At 63.0% G+C, this 19278-nt stretch carries 19 protein-coding genes; 12 read left to right on the forward strand and 7 right to left on the reverse strand.

Features of this window, described 5'->3' with window-relative positions:
• The first annotated feature begins 14 nt into the window (after positions 1-14).
• Entirely contained in the window at positions 15-1553 is a 1539-nt protein-coding gene (gene kaiC, locus CWE16_RS07225) for a circadian clock protein KaiC (RefSeq protein WP_131594258.1), read from the forward strand.
• Between the two features lie 38 nt (positions 1554-1591).
• Here the strand turns inward: kaiC and CWE16_RS07230 are convergent, their stop codons facing one another.
• Positions 1592-3709: a HAMP domain-containing sensor histidine kinase gene (locus CWE16_RS07230; RefSeq protein WP_131594260.1), complete on the reverse strand. Its 2118-nt coding sequence runs from the start codon at positions 3707-3709 to the stop codon at positions 1592-1594.
• A gap of 24 nt (positions 3710-3733) precedes the next feature.
• Positions 3734-5038 (reverse strand): phosphoribosylamine--glycine ligase, encoded by a 1305-nt coding sequence (gene purD, locus CWE16_RS07235; protein ID WP_131594262.1) that lies wholly within the window; start codon positions 5036-5038, stop codon positions 3734-3736.
• A gap of 102 nt (positions 5039-5140) precedes the next feature.
• On the opposite strand from purD, the gene CWE16_RS07240 reads away from it, so the two are divergent.
• From CWE16_RS07240 to CWE16_RS12260, 9 genes are all read left to right on the forward strand, one after another.
• Positions 5141-6109, forward strand: a complete 969-nt coding sequence (locus CWE16_RS07240) for a hypothetical protein (RefSeq protein WP_131594264.1) — start codon at positions 5141-5143, stop codon at positions 6107-6109.
• Positions 6106-6858: a phosphoribosylaminoimidazolesuccinocarboxamide synthase gene (gene purC, locus CWE16_RS07245; protein ID WP_131594266.1), complete on the forward strand. Its 753-nt coding sequence runs from the start codon at positions 6106-6108 to the stop codon at positions 6856-6858. The genes CWE16_RS07240 and purC overlap by 4 nt, the downstream gene beginning before the upstream one ends.
• Positions 6859-6905: 47 nt before the next feature.
• The gene (locus tag CWE16_RS07250; protein ID WP_131594268.1) at positions 6906-9173 is read left to right on the forward strand and encodes a BamA/TamA family outer membrane protein; all 2268 of its coding nucleotides are present in this window, start codon (positions 6906-6908) and stop codon (positions 9171-9173) included.
• Positions 9173-10033 carry a UDP-3-O-acyl-N-acetylglucosamine deacetylase gene (gene lpxC / locus CWE16_RS07255; protein ID WP_131594270.1) on the forward strand — a complete coding sequence of 287 codons (861 nt, stop codon included), beginning with the start codon at positions 9173-9175 and terminating at the stop codon, positions 10031-10033. Before CWE16_RS07250 ends, lpxC begins: the two co-directional genes overlap by 1 nt.
• A gap of 65 nt (positions 10034-10098) precedes the next feature.
• Positions 10099-10506: a 3-hydroxyacyl-ACP dehydratase FabZ gene (gene fabZ, locus CWE16_RS07260; protein ID WP_131594851.1), complete on the forward strand. Its 408-nt coding sequence runs from the start codon at positions 10099-10101 to the stop codon at positions 10504-10506.
• A 5-nt stretch (positions 10507-10511) separates the two neighbouring features.
• Positions 10512-11363, forward strand: a complete 852-nt coding sequence (lpxA, locus tag CWE16_RS07265; protein ID WP_131594272.1) for an acyl-ACP--UDP-N-acetylglucosamine O-acyltransferase — start codon at positions 10512-10514, stop codon at positions 11361-11363.
• Positions 11363-12544: a lipid-A-disaccharide synthase gene (gene lpxB, locus CWE16_RS07270; protein ID WP_131594274.1), complete on the forward strand. Its 1182-nt coding sequence runs from the start codon at positions 11363-11365 to the stop codon at positions 12542-12544. The genes lpxA and lpxB overlap by 1 nt, the downstream gene beginning before the upstream one ends.
• Positions 12541-13221 (forward strand): peptide-methionine (S)-S-oxide reductase MsrA, encoded by a 681-nt coding sequence (gene msrA / locus CWE16_RS07275; protein WP_131594276.1) that lies wholly within the window; start codon positions 12541-12543, stop codon positions 13219-13221. Before lpxB ends, msrA begins: the two co-directional genes overlap by 4 nt.
• A 137-nt stretch (positions 13222-13358) precedes the next feature.
• Complete coding sequence (locus CWE16_RS12260; RefSeq protein ID WP_131454680.1) at positions 13359-13571, forward strand: hypothetical protein; 213 nt, start codon at positions 13359-13361, stop codon at positions 13569-13571.
• On the opposite strand, the gene CWE16_RS07285 is transcribed toward CWE16_RS12260, so the two are convergent.
• From CWE16_RS07285 to CWE16_RS07305, 5 genes are read right to left on the reverse strand one after another with little or no spacing between them, the layout of a single operon-like run.
• A complete protein-coding gene (locus tag CWE16_RS07285) occupies positions 13568-13804 on the reverse strand; it encodes a hypothetical protein (RefSeq protein WP_131594279.1) in 237 nt (78 codons plus the stop codon). The genes CWE16_RS12260 and CWE16_RS07285 overlap by 4 nt on opposite strands.
• 27 nt (positions 13805-13831) lie before the next feature.
• Positions 13832-15328, reverse strand: coding sequence for a leucyl aminopeptidase (locus tag CWE16_RS07290; protein ID WP_131594281.1), 1497 nt, complete (start codon positions 15326-15328; stop codon positions 13832-13834).
• A 59-nt stretch (positions 15329-15387) separates the two neighbouring features.
• The gene (locus CWE16_RS07295; protein ID WP_131594283.1) at positions 15388-15981 is read right to left on the reverse strand and encodes a GIY-YIG nuclease family protein; all 594 of its coding nucleotides are present in this window, start codon (positions 15979-15981) and stop codon (positions 15388-15390) included.
• A gap of 3 nt (positions 15982-15984) precedes the next feature.
• Complete coding sequence (locus tag CWE16_RS07300; protein WP_131594285.1) at positions 15985-16554, reverse strand: general secretion pathway protein GspK; 570 nt, start codon at positions 16552-16554, stop codon at positions 15985-15987.
• 33 nt (positions 16555-16587) lie between these two features.
• Positions 16588-17331 carry a response regulator transcription factor gene (locus tag CWE16_RS07305; protein WP_131594287.1) on the reverse strand — a complete coding sequence of 248 codons (744 nt, stop codon included), beginning with the start codon at positions 17329-17331 and terminating at the stop codon, positions 16588-16590.
• A gap of 125 nt (positions 17332-17456) precedes the next feature.
• Between CWE16_RS07305 and CWE16_RS07310 the strand changes: the two genes are divergently transcribed.
• Together CWE16_RS07310 and tyrS are read left to right on the forward strand one after the other, a co-directional pair.
• Entirely contained in the window at positions 17457-17783 is a 327-nt protein-coding gene (locus CWE16_RS07310; protein WP_131594289.1) for a DUF1825 family protein, read from the forward strand.
• A gap of 66 nt (positions 17784-17849) precedes the next feature.
• A complete protein-coding gene (tyrS, locus tag CWE16_RS07315) occupies positions 17850-19097 on the forward strand; it encodes a tyrosine--tRNA ligase (protein WP_131594291.1) in 1248 nt (415 codons plus the stop codon).
• The last annotated feature ends 181 nt before the right edge of the window (positions 19098-19278 follow it).

The following is a 19278-nucleotide window of genomic DNA, read 5'->3' on the forward strand; positions in this document are numbered from 1 at the left end:
AGAACGTCGGCGTCATGCAGATCTCCAGCTCCAGCAGCTCACCCCAGATGCAGGTGCAGAAGCTCCCGACAGGGATCGAGGGCTTCGATGACGTCTGCCAGGGAGGCTTGCCGATCGGTCGTAGCACCCTGATCAGCGGCACCTCCGGCACCGGTAAGACGGTGTTTTCCCTCCACTTCCTCCACAACGGCATCGCCCATTTCGACGAGCCGGGGATCTTCGTCACCTTTGAGGAATCGCCCCTCGATATCCTCCGCAACGCGGCCAGCTTCGGTTGGAATCTCCAGGAGATGGTTGAGCAGGACAAGCTGTTCATCCTCGATGCCTCCCCTGATCCCGATGGGCAGGATGTGGCCGGCAGCTTCGACCTCTCTGGTCTGATCGAGCGGATTCATTACGCAATCCGCAAGTACAAGGCGAAACGGGTAGCGATCGACTCGATCACCGCGGTGTTCCAGCAATACGACGCCGTGTTCGTGGTGCGTCGTGAGATCTTCCGCCTGATCGCACGGCTCAAAGAGATTGGTGTCACCACGGTGATGACGACCGAGCGGATCGATGAATACGGTCCAATTGCTCGCTACGGGGTGGAGGAATTTGTCTCTGACAACGTGGTGATCCTCCGCAACGTGCTCGAGGGGGAACGGCGTCGCCGCACCGTGGAGATCCTCAAACTGCGTGGCACGACCCACATGAAGGGAGAGTTCCCATTCACGATGGGTGCCCACGGCATCAGCATCTTCCCGCTCGGAGCGATGCGACTGACCCAGCGCTCCTCAAACGTGAGGTTGAGCTCCGGGGTGCCTCGTCTCGATGAGATGTGCGGCGGCGGGTTCTTCAAGGATTCGATCATCCTTGCCACCGGTGCCACGGGCACCGGTAAGACCCTGCTGGTTTCGAAGTTCATCGAGGACGCATGCAGGAATAAGGAGCGGGCTATTCTGTTCGCCTACGAGGAGTCGCGGGCGCAGTTGCTGCGTAACGCCACGAGTTGGGGCATTGATTTCGAGCAGATGGAGCAGGACGGGCTGCTCAAGATCATCTGCGCCTATCCCGAATCCACAGGCCTGGAAGACCACCTTCAGATCATCAAAACGGAGATCAGTCAGTTCAAGCCCTCACGGATGGCGATCGATTCCCTTTCGGCCCTGGCGCGAGGTGTGAGTCACAACGCCTTCAGGCAGTTTGTGATCGGCGTGACCGGCTATGCCAAACAGGAGGAAATCGCCGGCTTCTTCACCAACACCTCCGAGGAGTTCATGGGAAGCCATTCGATCACCGACTCCCATATCTCCACGATTACCGACACGATCCTGCTGCTGCAGTACGTGGAAATCCGTGGCGAGATGGCTCGTGCCTTGAACGTGTTCAAGATGCGCGGTTCTTGGCATGACAAGGGCATCCGCGAGTTTGTGATCACCGGAAACGGACCTCAAATCAAGGATTCCTTCTCCAACTTCGAGCGGATCATCTCCGGTGTGCCCCATCGGGTCACCACGGACGAACGCAGTGAGCTCTCCAGGATCGTTCGCGGTGTGACCTCCGACGACTGAAGGCGGCCGGCTGAACATTGCCCTGGACGCTGACACCCTCAGGCGCTCAGCTTTTCCTCCAGCTCCTGCTCCTGCAAGCGCTTTTGTCGATCCGACTGCAGTTGCAGTTCAGCCTCATCGCTCTGGGCTAAAGCCAAATCGAACCAGAAGGTTGTGCCCACCTCCGGTTCGCTCACCATCCGAATCGTGCTGCCGTGCTTCTCGATGATGCCGCGCACGATCGATAGCCCCAGGCCGGTGCCGACCTCTGAATGCACAGCATTTTCGACGCGATAGAAGCGGTCGAAGATCTTCTGCTGATCAGCGGCGTTGATGCCGCAGCCGGTGTCGGCCACTTCGATCCTCACCCGCGGAAGGGGGGAGACCAGCTCGCAGTGGGGGGCCGGCTCGTCATTGCGAACAGCCTCTTCTTGACCAACAGCCTCTTCCTGACCAACAGCCTTCACCAGGGCCGCTGCAGTCGAACTCGGCAGTTCAGAGACAAAGCAGCTGTCGGGCCAGGTGTAAGCCCGCAAGGCCAGAGTTCCACCCTTGCGGGAGAACTTCAGGGCATTGCCGACCAGATTGTCGAGCACCTGCAGGAGCAGATCCCAGTTGCCGAGGATGTCAGGCAATTCCATCGGTAGATCAAGCTCCAACTTCACCTCCTTGTCGTCGGCATTCAGTCGGTAATTGCGCAGGGTCTGCTCGAGCGCCGGGCTGAGTGCCATCGGTTCGAACTGAACGGGCCGATTGGATTCCAGTTTTGAGAGGTCCAGCACGTCGTTGACCAGGCGGGTCAGCCGGTCGGTTTCGGCGTTGGCTACCCCTAGGAACTCGATTTTCTCCTCGTCGGTGAGCTGATCGCCCATGTCATAGAGCGTCTCCACATAGCTCTTGATGTTGAACAGGGGAGTACGCAGTTCATGGGAGACGTTGCTGATGAATCGACTCTGGGCTGCATTCAGCTCCACCTCACGGGTGAGGTCTTGAAGGGTCACGGCGATGCCCTTGAGGGATTCGCCACTGGCATCCCGCACCGACTGGAGCACGATGCGCAGCGTGCGGGCCGGTTCCTCGATGCTTCGGCGTAGATCCTCGCTGTCGCTGATGCCGTTGATCAGTGAATCGAGGGCACTGTGCAGTTCGATCGCCAACAGGTGAGGCAGTTCATCCAGAAGATCCCGGCCTTCGAGCTTGCGTCCTTCCCATCGGAACAACCGGCGCGCGGTGGGGTTGGCGAGCACGATTCGCCCCTCCGCATCCAGCAGGATTGCACCGTCGGCCATGGTGGCGATCAGGGAGGCCTGCTTCACCTGAGCAGCGGTGAGTTCTTCGATGTTGGCGGCGTCGTAAGCCTGTAACTGGGACGCCATGGCATTGAAGCCATCGAGTAGTTCGCCCAGTTCCCCGCCCACGGGCAGGGCAATGCGGGCCTGGAAGTCTCCGGAGGCAATGGAGCGCACACCGCGCAGCAGCTCCTTGACCGGTCGGGTGATTGTGAGCGCGTTGAACACGGCGCCAAGGATCACCAGAACCCAGATGGAGATGAACACCGCGACCGTGACCTCTCGGGTGAGGGCCGCGCTGGCCAGGGCGGTTTCATTGGGATTCACCCCCAGGGCCAGAACCCCGAGATAGCGACCCTCGCGCAGCAGGGGCACGAACACATCGGTGACCTGTCCCTGGGGGGTGAGGTGCTGTCGCACAAGTGGGTTTTGGGGGCGATTGCGCAATTCGGCCGGCAGTTCGAGGCGCCTGCTCAGTCGCAGTTCACTGACGGGATCGTTGCTGCTGCCGCTGATCGGGATGCCCAGGTAGACGATGCCGTCCGGATCGGCGAAGAAGATGTAGCGAAGACTTTGGCTGGAGCGCCAGAACTGTTCGGCCACGTTGGCCAGTTCCCGATCGCGCCCTTCCGCGACCAGTTCGCTCACATTGCCGGCCAGGAGCAGGCCTAGATCGCGGGCGTAACGGGTGTCATTGCGTACCGCATCCCGTTGAATCCCATTCAGGGCAAAAAAAGTAATGCCCGTCATCATCAGGCTCACCACCAGGGTGGCGATGGCCAAGAGCTTGGTTTGGAGGCTGAACTCCGCCCACCAAAGGCGGATGCTCTGCCACCATCCCGACGCTGGTGGTTCGGTGCCGTTGGCGGCTGAAGAGCTGCTGGCCATCCCGCAGGCGCGCGTCGGCTGAGCCTAGGACTGACGCACCTGGTGGCCGATGTCCCGTCGGAACTGCATGCCATCGAAGGCGATGCGATCCAGGGCCTGGTACGCGGCAGCAAAAGCCGTGTCGAAGTCATCCCCCTGAGCCGTCATCGTCAGCACCCGACCGCCGGCGGTAAGGAGTTGGCCCTCGGCGGTACGACTGGTGCCTGCATGGAACAGTTGCTGTGACTCAGTCGGCGTCAGCCTGTCCTCGATGGGATCCCCTTTTCTGGGGGAATCCGGATAGCCGGCTGCGGCAGCCACCACGCAGACGGAGCAGCGATTGCTGATCTTGAGCTCAGGGGCCAGGTCCAGTCGGCCGAGGGCACAGGCCTGCAGCACCCTGGCCAGTTCCGGACCCATGAGTGGCATCAGCGTTTGGCATTCCGGATCGCCAAAGCGGCAGTTGAACTCGATCACCTGGGGACCATCAGCGGTGAGCATCAGCCCTGCGTAAATCACGCCCCGGTAGTCGATGCCCCGGGCACGCAGGGCCCCGAGGGTGGGCTCCAGCACCAGTCGTCGCACCTCCTCAAGACCAGCAGCATCCAGGAGGGGTGCAGGGGCATAGGCGCCCATGCCTCCGGTGTTGGGCCCCTGGTCGCCTTCCAGCAGGCGTTTGTGGTCCTGGGCGGGGGGAAGGATCAAGAGGCGCTCCCCGTCGCAAAGGGCGAAGACGGACACTTCCGGCCCCTGCAGTCGCTCTTCCAGCACCAGTTGTTCTCCGGCGGATCCGAACCGGCCGTTGAAGGCATCACGGATGGCCGCGGCGGTGGCTTCCACCGTGTCGGCCACCGTCACACCCTTTCCGGCGGCAAGGCCATCGGCCTTGACCACCAGAGGCCTTTCCAGGCTGGCCAGCACCTCCATCCCCTCCTCTTCGCTGGCGACGGCCCAGTGCCCTGCGGTGGGGACCCCGGCCTCCTGCATCAGCTGTTTGGCCCAGGCTTTGCTCGCCTCGAGCTGGGCGCCGGCGCCGCTGGGGCCGAACACCGCCAGCCCCGCCTCCCGAAGGCTGTCGGCCAGGCCGGCCGCCAATGGGGCCTCGGGTCCGATCACCACCAGGTCGATCGCCTCGTCGCGGCAGAGGGTTAGAAGCCCGGAGCTATCGGTCTCTGCGATGGCTTGTTTGCGGCCGAAGGGGCCGCCGTTCCCCGGACTGACCCACACCGTTTCGATCTCTGGGCAGCGCTCAAGGGTCCAGCAGAGGGCCTGCTCCCTTCCGCCGCTGCCCACCACGAGCACCCGCTGGAGAGGTGGCAGGGTCTGGGGACGGGAGGGGGAGATGGCCATGGCAGACAAGCAGACGGGAGGAGCCCCTTAGGTTTGAACGGTTTCGCAGGGGCGTTCGCGCCACAGCGCGAATCCCTTCCATCTTTGTTGACGGCTGTCCCGATGGGGATCTCCTCCCTGCCCCTCACCCTGCTGCTTGCTGCCGCACCGCTCCCGGTGCAGCCTGCGGCCAAGCCCGCTCCCCAGCCGCCTGCAGAGCCGATGTCGGAGCTGGCTTATCAAAGGGCTCTGCTTCAGGGCGGATTACCTGAACTGACCATCGCTTGTGTGGATGCGGCAAGGTTCGGGCTGGATGGTCGCCTGCAGCAACTCAGGGATCGTCTGATGTTGGTCAGGCCCGCGCCGCAACCCTTCCCGGTGGTGATGGCCAATGCCCAGGCCCTGATCTTTTGTAGGGCGCCTGATAGTGCCCAGACGGTGCTCAATCGCTTCGGCCCTGGGCCCGGCCAGCAGCGACGTGAGTGGTTGTTGCTCTCCTGGCGGGCGGCCTCAGCAGCGCTCGACCACGAACGAGCAGCCCTGGCCCTGCGCCGCCTGGCGGCGGGGAATCTCGCCGCTCTTGATGCTGAACAGCTTGTGGTGGCGCAGCCGGAGGGGGGGGAGCCCCTCACCCGTTCCGCCTTGGATCTTCTGGCTGAATACGAGGCGAGCGCTGGCCATCTCGACAGGGCAGCGGAGGTGCTTCTTGCCGGAAGGACCCCCGGGGTGGTGGCTGCCCAGCGCTATGGGCAGGTGGCGGTGTGGGTCCAGCGTCTAGGGCAGGAGCGCACCGACAGCCTGTTGGAGGCAGCCCTCGATCAGGCTGCCGCGGAGCAGGCCTGGTCGCTTGCTGAAGATCTGCTCAGGTTGCAGTTGCGCCTCAATCTGGAGGCCGGAGGTGATGGCCAGCGCGCCCGGCAGCGGCTGGAGCGCTTAGCTACCAGGGTCGATGACCGTTTCACCCTCTGGGAGTTGCTCCAGGACGATCCGGATCTGGAGCGGCAGCTCCGCTCTCCCCGTGCTCCAGGAGGGCATGCCGCCCTGGGAGAATTGGGACCGGTTTCACCGTCCGCCTCGCCCATCCGCCCATGAGCGTTATTCCCGGTCCGCTGCTTTACGAAGGCAAGGCCAAGCGTGTCTTCGCCTCAGACCGAGAGGACGTGGTGCTGGTGGAGTTCAAGAATGATGCGACCGCATTCAATGCGCTCAAGCGCGAACAGCTTGAGGACAAGGGACGCCTGAACTGCCAGATCTCCGCTCGTCTGTTTGAACTGCTGGAGCGGGCGGGGATTCCCACCCACTACCTGGGGCTCCTGGATGAAACCTGGATGGCCGTGCAGCGCGTTGAGGTCATCCCCCTGGAGGTGGTGCTGCGCAACGTGGCCACGGGGTCCCTTTGTAAGCAGACACCGATCCCTGCGGGAACCTCGTTGGAACCGGCTCTGTTGGATCTCTATTACAAGGACGACAGCCTGGGGGACCCTCTGCTCACTGAGGCCAGGCTTGAGCTGCTGCAGCTGGTCACTCGGGAGCGGCATCGGGAGATGGAGACACTGGCCAGGCGGGTCAACGCAGCCCTGATTCCTTTCTTCCAGGGGCTTGAGCTGCAGCTGGTGGATTTCAAGCTGGAGCTCGGCTGCAACGGCCAGGGTGAACTGCTGGTGGCGGATGAGATCAGTCCTGATACCTGCAGGCTCTGGGACCTGCGCACCCAGGATCCGCAGGCAAGGATTCTCGATAAGGACCGCTTCCGCCAGGACCTCGGCGGCGTCATCGAGGCCTACGGGGAGGTCTGCAAACGGGTCCAAGGGGCCTGCCCGAATCCCCGCAACTACAGGTAAGGTCTGCGGACGTTTGCGGCTGTATGCAGCCGACCGCTGCTCCTTCCATGGTGAACTTCTCCTCAGGCCGAACCACGGATGCCGTTCGGCGAGGAGCCCTCGGCATTGCGTTGGCCATGCCCCTGATTGCGACTGTGCCTGCCAGGGCTCAGGGAAATGCCCCAGCACAGCAGCCCGAGGGGGCTGTTGAGGTGCAACAGCTGGAGGCTGAGCAGATCCAGGTGGAGGAGACCCCCTCCCAGCAACCCGCTGCCCAACAGCCCGCTCAGGATCCGTCTGGTCTTGAGGAGCCTGCCCAGCCCCGAGTGCTGATCAGTGAGGTGGTGATCGAGGGAATTGCTGGCCACCCGGAACAGGAGCGGCTTGAACTTGCCGCCTACGACGCGATGACCGTGCGTCCGGGTAGCCGCGTCACCCGCGATCAACTCAAGACCGATCTCGATGCGATCTATGCCACTGGTTGGTTCTCCGATGTGCGCATTGAGCCGATCAACGGTCCCTTGGGCGTGCAGCTGGTTGTGCAGGTGGTGCCGAATCCTGTGCTGACCAAGGTGGAGCTGGAGCCTGCCGACGACAAGATCAAGCCTGAGGTCATTGAGGAGACCTTCAGCTCGGATTACGGGCGCACGTTGAATCTCAACGAACTGCAGCTGCGCATGAAGGAGCTGCAGGGTTGGTATGCCAAGCAGGGCTACTCCTTGGCCAGGGTCTCGGGCCCCAGTCGCGTCAGCCCAGAAGGGGCGGTGCAGCTGAAGGTGGTGATCGGCACCGTGGCTGGTGTTGAGGTGCAATTCCTGAATAAGGAAGGGGAGACCACCAACGACAAGGGCCAGCCAATCAAAGGCAAGACCAAGCCCTGGGTGGTCTCCCGAGAGATCTCGATCAAGCCGGGTGAGGCCTTTAACCGCAATCAGCTGGAGGGTGACATCAAGCGCCTGTACGGCACCTCTCTCTTCAGTGACGTCAAGGTCACCTTGAAGCCGGTGCCTGCGGAGCCAGGTCAGGTGACCATCATCCTCGGCATCGTCGAACAGTCCACTGGTTCTCTCTCCGGCGGTCTCGGCTACAGCCAGAGCCAGGGTGTGTTCGGCCAAGTGCAGCTGCAAGACAGCAACCTGTTTGGACGGGCCTGGAACCTTGCGCTCAATCTCACCTATGGCCAGTACGGCGGCCTGGCGAACTTCACGTTCACCGATCCCTGGATTAAGGGCGATAAGTACCGCACATCCTTCCGAACCTCGATCTTCCTGAGCCGGGAAGTGCCCCAGGTGTTCCAGAGCCAGAACAACGGAGGAATTGTTACTGTCGATGACTACGTTAACAACAATTCGAAGTACGCCTACGAGATCAACTCCAGCAATAATCCTGCCGGTCGAAAGTTTAATAACGTCACGAATGCTGATAGCCAGTTTCCTGAGTACAGCTGGTTTGATTACGAAGGTGATTCGGTCGCCTTGCAGCGTGTTGGCGGCAATCTGATCTTCGCTCGTCCTCTGAACGGTGGAGACCCCTACAAGTCAGTTCCCTGGAACGTGCTTGTCGGCCTGAACGTGCAGAACGTCCGTCCGATCAATTTCGCTGGTGATACAAGGCCCTACGGCGTCCCCAACCAAAACATCAACAACGATCGGGTTCCCAATGACCAGGTGATCTGTATCGCTTACAGCAGTTCGAGTGACTGTGCGACAGAGAACAATCTGGCTGGCGTCCGCTTTGCTGCCACCTACAACAAGCTGAATGACCCCCGCAATCCAACATCGGGAAATTTCTTCAGCTTTGGCACCGAACAATTCGTTTCCGTCGGTGAGAACTCGCCTACCTTCAACCGCCTCAGGGCTAGCTACACCCAGTTTTTCCCGGTGAACTGGTTGAAATTCTCAAAGGGTTGTCGTCCAAAGCCCGGTGAGAAGGCCAATTGTCCGCAGGCTATCGGTGTGCAGCTCAAGGCCGGAACGGTGCTCGGTCAGTTGCCTCCCTACGAAGCCTTCTGTCTCGGCGGCTCTAACTCGGTGCGTGGTTGGTACGACTGCGATCTGGCTGTGGGTCGCAGCTTTGGTGAGGCCACGATTGAGTATCGATTCCCGATCATCAGCATCTTTGCTGGTGAATTGTTTGTGGATGCAGGAACCGACTTCGGTTCCCAGGCCAATGTGCCTGGTCAGCCCGGCAATCTGCTCAACAAGCCCGGCTCGGGATTCTCGGTCGGTACCGGTGTGATCGTCACCACTCCAGTGGGCCCCATGCGTCTGGAGGTGGCCAGTCAAGACTTCACCGGCGACTGGCGTTTCAACCTTGGTGTGGGCTGGAAGTTCTGATGGGCCGATGGCCGGCTGATTACGACGGGGCCTGGACCCTCGCGGCTCCTGTTGCCCGCTCCGGGGTGGGTCTGCACAGCGGCGCCATGGTGTCGGTGACCCTGTGCCCCTCCGAACAGGCCGGCATCCAGGTGTCCTGGGAGGAGGACGGTGCATCCGGAGAGCGACTCAGCCTCGCGCCCTCTCAGGTGCGAGACAGCCAGCTCTGCACGACCCTGGAGTTGGGGACGCGGCGCCTCGCCACAGTGGAGCATCTGCTGGCGGCCCTAGGAGGCACAGGTCTCACCCACGTGCACCTGCGGGTGAGTGGCGCTGAAATCCCCCTGCTGGACGGATCGGCCCAAGGCTGGGTGGAGGCGATCGCCGAAGCGGGCATCGTTCCTGCGGCATCACCCCGATTGGAGCGCCCCAGGTTGGAGCAGTCGATCGTTCGTCATCGGGGGGCCAGTGTGATCTCAGCAACCCCTGCAGAGGCTTTTCAGTTGGTTGGGGTGATCGATTTCCCCCAGGCCGCGATCGGCCGTCAGCAGCTGGCGCTGACCCTCACTCCGGAGCGGTTTGTGGACGAGATCGCGCCCGCTAGGACCTTCGGCTTCCGTGATCAGGTTGAGCAGCTGCGGGCGGCGGGCCTGATTCAGGGTGGGGCTCTCGACAATGCCCTGGTCTGCGATGGAGATCACTGGCTCAATCCCCCCCTGCGCTTCGCGGATGAACCGGTGCGCCATAAGCTTTTGGACCTGATCGGAGATCTGGCCCTGGTGGGTTTCCCTCGGGCTCAGGTTCTGGTTTACCGGGGCTCCCACGGCCTGCATACCGATCTGGCCGCTGCTCTCGCCAGCCCGTCCTCCACCCGCTGCTGAATCTTTTGACCGTCACCCCCGCCACGGCTGCATCGTCTGAGCCTGTGCTCACCAGTGAGCAGATCATGGGGCTGCTGCCCCATCGCTATCCCTTCGCTCTCGTGGATCGGGTGCTGGAGCATGTACCGGGAGTGCGGGCCGTTGCGATCAAGAACGTGACCCTCAATGAGCCTCAGTTTCAGGGGCATTTCCCCGAGCGGCCGCTGATGCCAGGGGTGTTGATTGTCGAGGCGATGGCCCAGGTGGGTGGCCTGATCGTCACCCAGATGCCCGAGTTGCCCAAGGGGTTGTTTGTCTTTGCTGGGATCGATGGTGTCCGCTTCCGTCGTCCCGTTGTTCCCGGAGATCAGCTACGCATCAGCTGTGAGCTGCTCAGTCTCAAGCGTCAGCGTTTCGGCAAGGTGAAAGCGGAAGCCACGGTGGATGGCCAGCTCGTCTGTTCAGGTGAGCTGATGTTCTCCCTCATGGATTGATCGTGATGCCGGAGACCCCTTCCACTTCCTTGATCAGCGAAGATCGCCCTGTGCAGATCCATCCCCTGGCCGCTGTTGACCCCCGGGCCGAACTGGCCGAGGGCGTGGTGATTGGACCCGGTGCCGTTGTGGGCCCTGAGGTCACGATCGGAGCGCGCACCTGGGTCGGCCCCCATGCCGTGCTGGATGGTCGGCTCAGCATCGGCGCTGACAACCGGATCTATCCCGGTGCTTGTCTGGGGCAAGAGCCTCAGGACCTCAAATACCGCGGTGCCCCGACCGAGGTGGTGATCGGAGATCAGAACACGATTCGGGAATGCGTGACGATTAACCGTGCCACCGATGAGGGTGAGATGACCCGGATCGGTGACAGGAATCTGTTGATGGCCTACTGCCATCTCGGCCACAATTGTTTGCTCGGCAATGACATCGTCATGTCGAACGGCATCCAGGTAGCTGGGCATGTGGAAATCGAGGATCGGGCTGTGATCGGCGGCTGTCTTGGCATCCATCAGTTCGTTCACATCGGTGGATTGGCCATGGTTGGCGGCATGACCCGAGTGGATCGCGATGTGCCTCCTTACTGCTTGGTGGAGGGGCACCCCGGTCGTGTGCGTGGATTGAACCGCGTCGGTCTGCGTCGCCGGGGCCTCGATCAGCGGCAAGGAGGGGAGGAGCTGCGTCAGCTCCAGGACATCTGGACGCTGATCTATCGCTCTGATCTTGTGATCGCGGAAAGCCTCAAGCAGGCCCGTGCTCAGGAGCTTCTTCCCGCTGCTGATCACCTCTGCAGCTTCCTGGAAGCGTCGATTAGCCAGGGTCGCCGCGGGCCCATGCCGGCTGCGATCGGTCGCTGATGGTGCGAGTGCTCATCAGCACCGGGGAGGTCTCCGGTGATCTGCAGGGGAGCCTGCTGATCGAAGCCCTGCATCGCCAGGCTCAGGCCCGTGGAATCTCCCTTGAGGTGCTCGCCCTTGGCGGAGAGCGCATGCAGGCGGCGGGCGCTGAGCTGCTGGCGGATACGGCGCCGATGGGGGCCATCGGCCTCTGGGAGGCTCTGCCGCTGGTCTTGCCCACCTTGCGGCTCCAAGCTCGGGTCAATGAAGTTCTGGAAGCGCGCCCGCCTGATGCGGTGGTGTTGATCGATTACATGGGAGCCAACGTGCGCCTGGGCCTCAACCTGCGTCGGCGGCTTCCGGCGGTGCCGATCAACTACTACATCGCCCCTCAGGAATGGGCCTGGCGACTTGGAGACGGGGGGACGACCCGACTGCTGCGCTTCACCGACCGGATCCTGGCGATCTTTCCAGCTGAGGCCGAGTTCTATGCCGCCCGAGGTGCCCAGGTGACCTGGGTCGGCCATCCACTGCTGGATCTTGCTGCCCGTCGTCCGGAACGTCAGCAGGCTCGTCAGGCTTTGGGGCTGTCCGGTGACGATGGGCGTCTGCTGCTGCTGCTGCCGGCCTCTCGACCTCAGGAGCTGCGCTACTTGATGCCGGTGCTGGTGGAGGCTGCTGCGCGGCTTCAGGCGATCGATCCAGCCTTGGACGTGATGGTGCCGGCGGGGCTGCGCGCCTTTGAGGAGCCCTTACGCAAGGCCTTGGCAGAGGCTGGTGTCCGAGGTCGGGTGGTGCCCGCTGCTGAGGCAGATGCCCTGAAGCCCAGCCTCTTTGCTGCGGCTGATCTGGCCCTCGGTAAGTCGGGCACGATCAATCTCGAACTCGCCTTGCAGGATGTTCCCCAGGTGGTGGGCTATCGGGTGAGTCGTCTCACCGCCCTGGTCGCTCAATATGTGCTTCGCTTTCAGGTGGACCACATCTCACCCGTCAATTTGCTGCTCAAAGAGCGGCTGGTTCCCGAGCTGCTGCAAGGTGAGTTCACGGCAGAAGCCTTTGTGGAGCAGGCGCTGCCCCTGCTGCAGCCATCGGCGGCCCGGGAGCGCATGCTCGATGGCTACAAGCGCTTGCGCAACACCCTTGGGGAGCCTGGGGTGACCGACCGGGCGGCGGCGGCGATTCTGGAGCCACTGTTGAAATGAAGCGGTGGTCGTGGGCTGTTCAACGGAGAGGGTCCGCCTGGGGCAGGGCGGTGCTTCGGAGTGTTGTTCTGGTCTCGCTGTTGCTGGTGACCATCGGTGGCGCCGGTCGCCCTGCCCTGGCGGCGCCGGTTCAGGAGGCCGTGTTTGCCGGAGGTTGCTTCTGGTGCCTGGAGCATGATCTCGAACACCTTCCCGGTGTGCTGTCTGCTGAGAGTGGTTACAGCGGTGGCCATGTGCAGCAACCGACCTACGAGCAGGTGAGTGGTGAGCGGACGGGCCACCAGGAGTCGGTGCGGGTGCGCTTTGATCCCGGCAAGATCTCCTACGCCACCTTGCTGCGCAGCTACTGGCGCAATGTGGATCCCCTCGATGGGGGTGGGCAGTTTTGCGACCGTGGTGATTCCTATCGGCCTGTGATCTTTACCCGTGGCAAAGAGCAGGAGGAGCAGGCCCGTCAGAGTGCAGCGTCAGCGGCCCGGGAGCTGAAACAACCGGTGGATCGTCTCAAGGTTCAGATGCGCCAGGCCGTGCGTTTCTGGCCGGCTGAGGGGTATCACCAGAACTACGCGGAGCGGAATCCGCTGCGTTACCGCTTTTATCGGACCGCCTGTGGTCGAGACCGACGCCTGGATGCCGTGTGGGGGGCGCGTGCTCGCACCGGCAAGCCGTGGAGTTGAAAGGGAAATCAGTGGAAAATCTAAAGACCGCTGTATCAAAAGGCTCAGCCACTTCTCAGTGAAGGTGCGGGTTTTCCCCCATTCCAACCCCCAGCCACTCTGATTACCATCTGTCAGAGAATTGAGGGAGGAGATGTATGTATCTGCTGACCATCAAGGACGGTCTTTTGACCCGACACATTGGTCCGTATCCGTCACCAAAGCAGGCATCCGATGATCTCGAGCGGGTGATGGCCTCGTTTTCGGAGCGGGCGCGCTGGCAGATCCATGCGCTCGAGTGCCCGACGAGTCTGAGGCTGGTGCACCCATCGCCTCAGGAAGATCGCTCCATGTCTGCGGCTGCTTCCTAGTCAGCCTTGCTGCGGGGATACCCCCGCAGCAGACCGCTTTCGATCATCAAGCCCACTCCAGCGTTGATGCAGACCAGGCTGAGGGTTCCGTACCAAAACCAGGGGCCCCCATCCTTGCCAAGGCTCTGCAGAATGCGTCGGGACAGCGCTTCTCCGAAGAGGCACAGCCCAGCCGGCAGCAGCAGGATTCCCAGCTGTGCCCTCAAATACCAGCGAAACGGGCGGGAGGCCATGAAGTCGTTGTCGGTCTCGCTGGGAATTTAGGCGTTAGCCCCAGCGCCACCGCCGCAGATCCAGTTCACCAGGGTGCGCACGCCATACCCCGTGGCACCTGCAGGGTCGAGACCCCGACCTTTGTCGCTCCAGACCGTGCCTGCGATATCCATGTGGGCCCAGGGAATCTCCCGGTCAACGAACTCGCGAAGGAACAGGGCCGCTGTGATCGAACCACCCGGACGAGGTCCGGTGTTCTTGAGATCCGCCAGCAGCGATTTCAGCCCCTCCCGGTAGCTGGACTGCATCGGCATCCGCCAGAGCCCCTCACCGGCCTGCTCGGCCGCTTGCCGCAGGCCATCGGCTAAATCGTCGTGGTCGCTCCAGAGGCCGGCGATCTCCTCGCCAAGAGCGATCACACAGGCGCCCGTCAGGGTGGCGAGGTCCACGATGGCATCGGGCTTGAGCTCGCTGGCGTACACGAGGGCATCGGCGAGGGTCAGGCGCCCCTCCGCATCGGTGTTGTTGATTTCGATCGTGGTGCCGTTGGATGCGGTCACGATGTCACCGGGATGCACCGCTGAACCATTGACCATGTTTTCGCAGGAGGCCACCAGCATGTGCACCTCCACCCCCTCGGGGCGCAGTTCGGCGATGGCGCGCATCGCTCCGATCACGGCGGCGCTGCCGCCCATGTCGTACTTCATCATGTCGATCTGGGCGGCGCCCACCTTGAGGTTGTAACCGCCTGAGTCGAAGGTGAGGCCCTTGCCCACCAACACCAGTCGCTTGCGGAGCGCACCGTTCGGGCGGTAGGTGAGGTGGATGAATTTCGGATCGAGATCTGAGCCCTGGCTGACGGCCAGATAGGCCCCCATGCCCCGCTTGGCGCAGTCCGCACGTTCAAGCACTTTCAGCTCGAGGCCATGGGCCTGGGCGATGGTCGCGGCACTGTCTGCCAGGGCAGCAGGGGTGACGCTGTTCGGTGGTGCGGCCACAAGCTCACGGGCGAGTTCGACCCCCGCGCAGATCGCACCGACACGCTCCAGGGCACTGGCGGTGTCCGCCGGAAGCGTGCCGAGCAGCTCGAATCGCTCTGGCAGGGTGCGGGGGTCTGGTTTGCTGCGGAAGCGAACGTCGCTGTAAAGCGCTAGGCGGATCGCTTCAGCGACGGATAAGGCCTCGGCTGTTGCCTGGGCCGGTTGCTCGCTCCAGGGCAGTAGAACGCCGACACTGCCGCTTTCTGCGTTGCAGGCCTTGGCGGCGTTGGCGGCCGCCTGACGCAGGGCCGGGAGTTGTGGACTGGCGGCAGCACCCAGTCCCACGAGGATCAGGCTGCTGATTTCAGGGCGCAGCAGCTGGAGTTTGGCCAGTTCGCCTCCCTTGCCCTGAAAGCGCTGCCGCTCAAGCCAGGGAGCGATCGCGAGCCCCAGGCGCGTCTCCAGCTCTCCGATCAGACCCTGGGGATCCTGTTCATGGACGCCGACCACCAGGACGGATCCGCTCCAGGCCGAGAGGTTGGCCGGCGATAGCGAGAACTGCATGGCGTCAAGACGGTTGTCGCGATGCTACGGATCCGGCCTGATCTGCTGCTGCTGCAGGGTTAGCCATCGGCATTGAACGGTGTGGCCCAGCGTTCACGGGTTTCCTTGTTGAACGGCGGCAGCCAGGTTTGGATCAGTTGTTGTTCCAGACGCCTTCGGCTGCGGGTCTCGCTCGGAACATCCCCCCAGAAGCGGATGCTGGTTTGGCCGCGCAGGCCCACGGCGCTGAGCGCCTCGCTGTAGCTCGCGAGATAGCTCTTGCAGTCGTGCTCGCCCTTCCAGCGGCGATCGGCCGCCACGGTTTCGCCGACATAGAGAAGGATTGGGGTGCTCAGATCCTCGGGGCGATCCATCACCAAGTAGATCGCCGGTCCCTGATGGGGACTTTCCGGCCAGCGCCAGAAGCTGAGGGGAAGGGGCTGCAGGGTCAGGGGTGCGAACCGCTCGAGGGGCTCGGTGCTGGCGAACAACTGGGTCTGCTGCACAGAGCCTGGCCCGGCGGGGGCAGCGAAGAGGGGGGCCTGGTGGCGCTGGATCCGCCTCTGCCAGTCGCGCAGGACCGATGCGCTGAGGGCGAGCTGTGGTTCGTTGGTGACCGTTCCTTCAGGCGGACTCTGGGCGAAGAGATCACCCTGACGGGGTTCTGGTGGCATCGTTCAGCAGCCAGGAGGCAGGCTGGGGCCAGGTCGCCGCTCCCCGAAGCGGACCCGGCCAATCAGTTGCTCCACCACTTCCGGCGGCAGGCAGAGCCGTTCCTGCAGGTCGGCCAGGTTGTCGAAGGGGCGACGGCGGCGTTCTTGGATCAGCCGCTGAAGGCGATCGGCAGGCCAGAGCAACGCCGCCGTGAGTCGCTCCGGAGCAGCAGCATTGAGATCGAGAGGGGGAGCTGGGGGCTGGGGGGGGGCATCCCCATACCAATGGATGACCAGGTGGGGGCGCCAGCGCTCCGCTAGCTCGGGAGGCAGATCGAGCAACTGAATCAGATCCTCAGCCTGGCTGAACTGCACGCCTCCCCGCTGAAGACGCAGCAGCAGATCCACCATGGCCTCACTGCAGCCAGGCAGTTGTCGCCACTGGGAGGCGCTGGCCCGGTTCACATCCACAACCCAGCTGGGTGGCTCGGGGGGGGCTGCTGGGGCTGGCCGTGCCGATGGTTCGGGCGGCAACTCACCCATGGCCTGCAACACCTTGCGGGCCAGCGGATCGAGCCAGTGGCCGCGGGTCATCGCTGCTGCCTCCCGGTTGCTTCCCGCAGGACCTTACCCAGACTCCCTCGGTCCCTGCCAGCGGGGCGGCCGGGCTGGCAGCTCCACCAGTCCATCGCGGAAGGCCATCACCACCGCATGGGTGCGGTCTTTCGCCGGTAGTTTGCGCAGCACGCTGCCGACGTGGGATTTCACAGTGTCGATGGACACCACAAGGGCATCCGCGATCTCCCGGTTGCTCATGCCCCGGCAGAGCCCCCGCAGCACGTCTTCCTCCCGCAGGCTGAGCTCCGCAAGGGGGCCTTGGTCTGAGCCTTTCCCCAGTCGACCGTGACGAAGAACGCCGCTGATCATCGGATCGATGTATTGATCGTCGCTGTCGATCGCGTTGAGGGCGGCAAACACGGTGCCTGAACCGGCGGTTTGGTGGGCGCAGAGCCCATCAGATCCGGCATCAATCGCCTCAAGAATCGTGCGCACGATCGGCCGCTGGATCAGCATCAGGATCTTCAGCTGCGGATACGCCACCCTGGCTCGACGCACCAGGCTGACGCCGCTGCCCGCTTCCAGGAGATCCGTGCAGAGCAGTAGGTCTGCCTCGCTGCTGCCGAGGCTTTGCAGGCATTCCTCCTCGCTGGTGGCTGCTGTGACCAGTGGGCCCAGACCTTCAAACAGGCTCACCCAACTGGTGAGCAAGATTCGATCGGCGGTGGCGATCGCCGTTCGGCTGCGTCGGAGCAGGCGATGGCCTTCACGCACGCGATTCTGCAGGGTGGGAATTCTTTGGCTGAAATCCACGCAAGGCCGCGGCGATGCGCCGCAGGTGGCATTGCTCCCATGTTCACCCCGTTCAGGGGGCAGGGATCCGCACTGTTAAGAGACGGCGGAATTGTTCAGACTCGCTCTCAGTTGATCAGCGGGCCATGGCGTTCTTCGACTCCGAGATCGTGCAGGAGGAGGCCAAGCGGCTGTTCGGCGACTATCAGCAACTGATGCAGCTCGGCTCTGACTACGGAAAGTTTGACCGGGAGGGCAAGAAGAAGTTCATCGACACGATGGAGGAGCTGATGGGGCGCTATCGGGTGTTTATGAAGCGCTTCGAGCTCTCGGAAGACTTCCAGGCCAAGCTCACCGTGGAGCAGCTCCGCACCCAGCTCGGTCAGTTCGGGATCACTCCCGAGCAGATGTTCGAGCAGATGAATCAAACCCTCGAGCGCATGAAGAGCCAGCTGGATCAGCCGCCCTCCTGACGGAGGAGCGGGGGAAGTGGGCTGGCTGGCCCCGTACGATCCGCACGGATTCAGTGCTCCTCTGCCATGGCTGATGCCTCTTCTTCTCTGCCGCATTGGCTGGCGCGGGGCATGGCCGATCTCTTCCCGGCCGGAGACCCCTCCGACCCGGATCAAGCTCTGGACGCCCGACTTAAGGCAGCCGACAAGGCCGGCCGGCCCCTGCGCATCAAGCTGGGCATCGACCCCACCGGAAGCGACATCCACCTGGGACACAGCATTTTGTTCCGCAAGTTGCGGGCTTTCCAGGATGCGGGCCACACGGCGGTGTTGATCATTGGTGACTTCACAGCACGCATCGGCGATCCCACCGGCAAGAGCGCCACGCGGGTGCAGCTCAGCAAGGAGCAGGTGGAAGCCAACGCCACCACCTACCTGCGTCAGCTCGGCCAAGGGCAGCCCAAGGAGCGGGCCCTGCTCGATTTCGAGACCCCGGGCCGGCTTGAGGTGCGCCGCAACAGTGAGTGGTTGGAGGGCTTGGATCTACCTCAGGTGATCGGCCTGCTGGGGACAGCCACCGTGGGCCAGATGCTGGCGAAGGACGACTTTTCCAAGCGCTATGGCAGCGGCACCCCCATCGCGTTGCATGAGTTCCTCTATCCACTACTGCAGGGCTACGACTCGGTGGCGGTGGAGGCTGACGTGGAGCTCGGGGGCACGGATCAGAAATTCAATGTGGCCATGGGCCGTGACCTGCAGCGCCATTTCGGCAAAGGCACCCAGTTCGGGTTGCTGCTGCCGATCTTGGTGGGTCTTGATGGTGTCCAGAAGATGAGCAAGAGCCTGGGCAACACCGTTGGCCTCGAGGACGATCCCCTCTCGATGTATTCCAAGCTCGAGAAGGTGGGCGATGGGGCGATCAACGACTACGTGACCTTGCTTACTGATCTGGATTTGAACGCTTTGCCGGACAATCCCCGCGAGAAGCAGAAGGCGATGGCCCTGGCGGTGACCGCCAGCCGCCATGGGATCGAGGCGGCCACGAAGGCTCAGGCCGACGCGGCCACGTTGGTTGGGGGCGCCGGTGATGCGGCGGCGGAGGTGCCGGAGGCGTCTCTGGCGGAGGTGAACTTCCCTGCTAAGGCCTTTTATCTGCTCAGCGCCGTTGGCATCTGCGCCAGCAGCAGTGAAGCCCGCCGTCAGATCCAGGGTGGCGGCGTGAAGCTCGATGGCGAGAAGCTCAGCGATCCCAATCAGGAATTTGCAGGCCCCGATCAATTGGCCGGCAAGGTGCTGCAGCTGGGCAAGAAGACCTTCCGCCGTTTGGTGGCTTAATCAGAGCGTGCGGAGCACCTCCAGATCCTCCGCATCCAGGGGGGTGGGGAGGCACTCGGTCACAGGGGTCGTGAATCTCTAGGAAGAGTGAGGGTGAGGCAGCAGGGTCACAGCTGGCATCGCTGCCGTCGCAGGGGGCACTGAGCAGGGCCAGTCGGCAGTGGTCCCGATCGCTGAAGCG

Origin of the sequence: Synechococcus sp. BS55D, from assembly GCF_004332415.1 — a bacterium.
Lineage (GTDB): Bacteria > Cyanobacteriota > Cyanobacteriia > PCC-6307 > Cyanobiaceae > Synechococcus_C.

Coding starts and splice junctions, on each gene's coding strand:
- kaiC (WP_131594258.1), top strand. CDS start 15: ATGCAGATCTCCAGCTCCAGCAGCTCACCCCAGATGCAGGTGCAGAAG.
- CWE16_RS07230 (WP_131594260.1), bottom strand. CDS start 3,709: ATGGCCAGCAGCTCTTCAGCCGCCAACGGCACCGAACCACCAGCGTCG.
- purD (WP_131594262.1), bottom strand. CDS start 5,038: ATGGCCATCTCCCCCTCCCGTCCCCAGACCCTGCCACCTCTCCAGCGG.
- CWE16_RS07240 (WP_131594264.1), top strand. CDS start 5,141: ATGGGGATCTCCTCCCTGCCCCTCACCCTGCTGCTTGCTGCCGCACCG.
- purC (WP_131594266.1), top strand. CDS start 6,106: ATGAGCGTTATTCCCGGTCCGCTGCTTTACGAAGGCAAGGCCAAGCGT.
- CWE16_RS07250 (WP_131594268.1), top strand. CDS start 6,906: ATGGTGAACTTCTCCTCAGGCCGAACCACGGATGCCGTTCGGCGAGGA.
- lpxC (WP_131594270.1), top strand. CDS start 9,173: ATGGGCCGATGGCCGGCTGATTACGACGGGGCCTGGACCCTCGCGGCT.
- fabZ (WP_131594851.1), top strand. CDS start 10,099: ATGGGGCTGCTGCCCCATCGCTATCCCTTCGCTCTCGTGGATCGGGTG.
- lpxA (WP_131594272.1), top strand. CDS start 10,512: ATGCCGGAGACCCCTTCCACTTCCTTGATCAGCGAAGATCGCCCTGTG.
- lpxB (WP_131594274.1), top strand. CDS start 11,363: ATGGTGCGAGTGCTCATCAGCACCGGGGAGGTCTCCGGTGATCTGCAG.
- msrA (WP_131594276.1), top strand. CDS start 12,541: ATGAAGCGGTGGTCGTGGGCTGTTCAACGGAGAGGGTCCGCCTGGGGC.
- CWE16_RS12260 (WP_131454680.1), top strand. CDS start 13,359: ATGTATCTGCTGACCATCAAGGACGGTCTTTTGACCCGACACATTGGT.
- CWE16_RS07285 (WP_131594279.1), bottom strand. CDS start 13,804: ATGGCCTCCCGCCCGTTTCGCTGGTATTTGAGGGCACAGCTGGGAATC.
- CWE16_RS07290 (WP_131594281.1), bottom strand. CDS start 15,328: ATGCAGTTCTCGCTATCGCCGGCCAACCTCTCGGCCTGGAGCGGATCC.
- CWE16_RS07295 (WP_131594283.1), bottom strand. CDS start 15,981: ATGCCACCAGAACCCCGTCAGGGTGATCTCTTCGCCCAGAGTCCGCCT.
- CWE16_RS07300 (WP_131594285.1), bottom strand. CDS start 16,554: ATGACCCGCGGCCACTGGCTCGATCCGCTGGCCCGCAAGGTGTTGCAG.
- CWE16_RS07310 (WP_131594289.1), top strand. CDS start 17,457: ATGGCGTTCTTCGACTCCGAGATCGTGCAGGAGGAGGCCAAGCGGCTG.
- tyrS (WP_131594291.1), top strand. CDS start 17,850: ATGGCTGATGCCTCTTCTTCTCTGCCGCATTGGCTGGCGCGGGGCATG.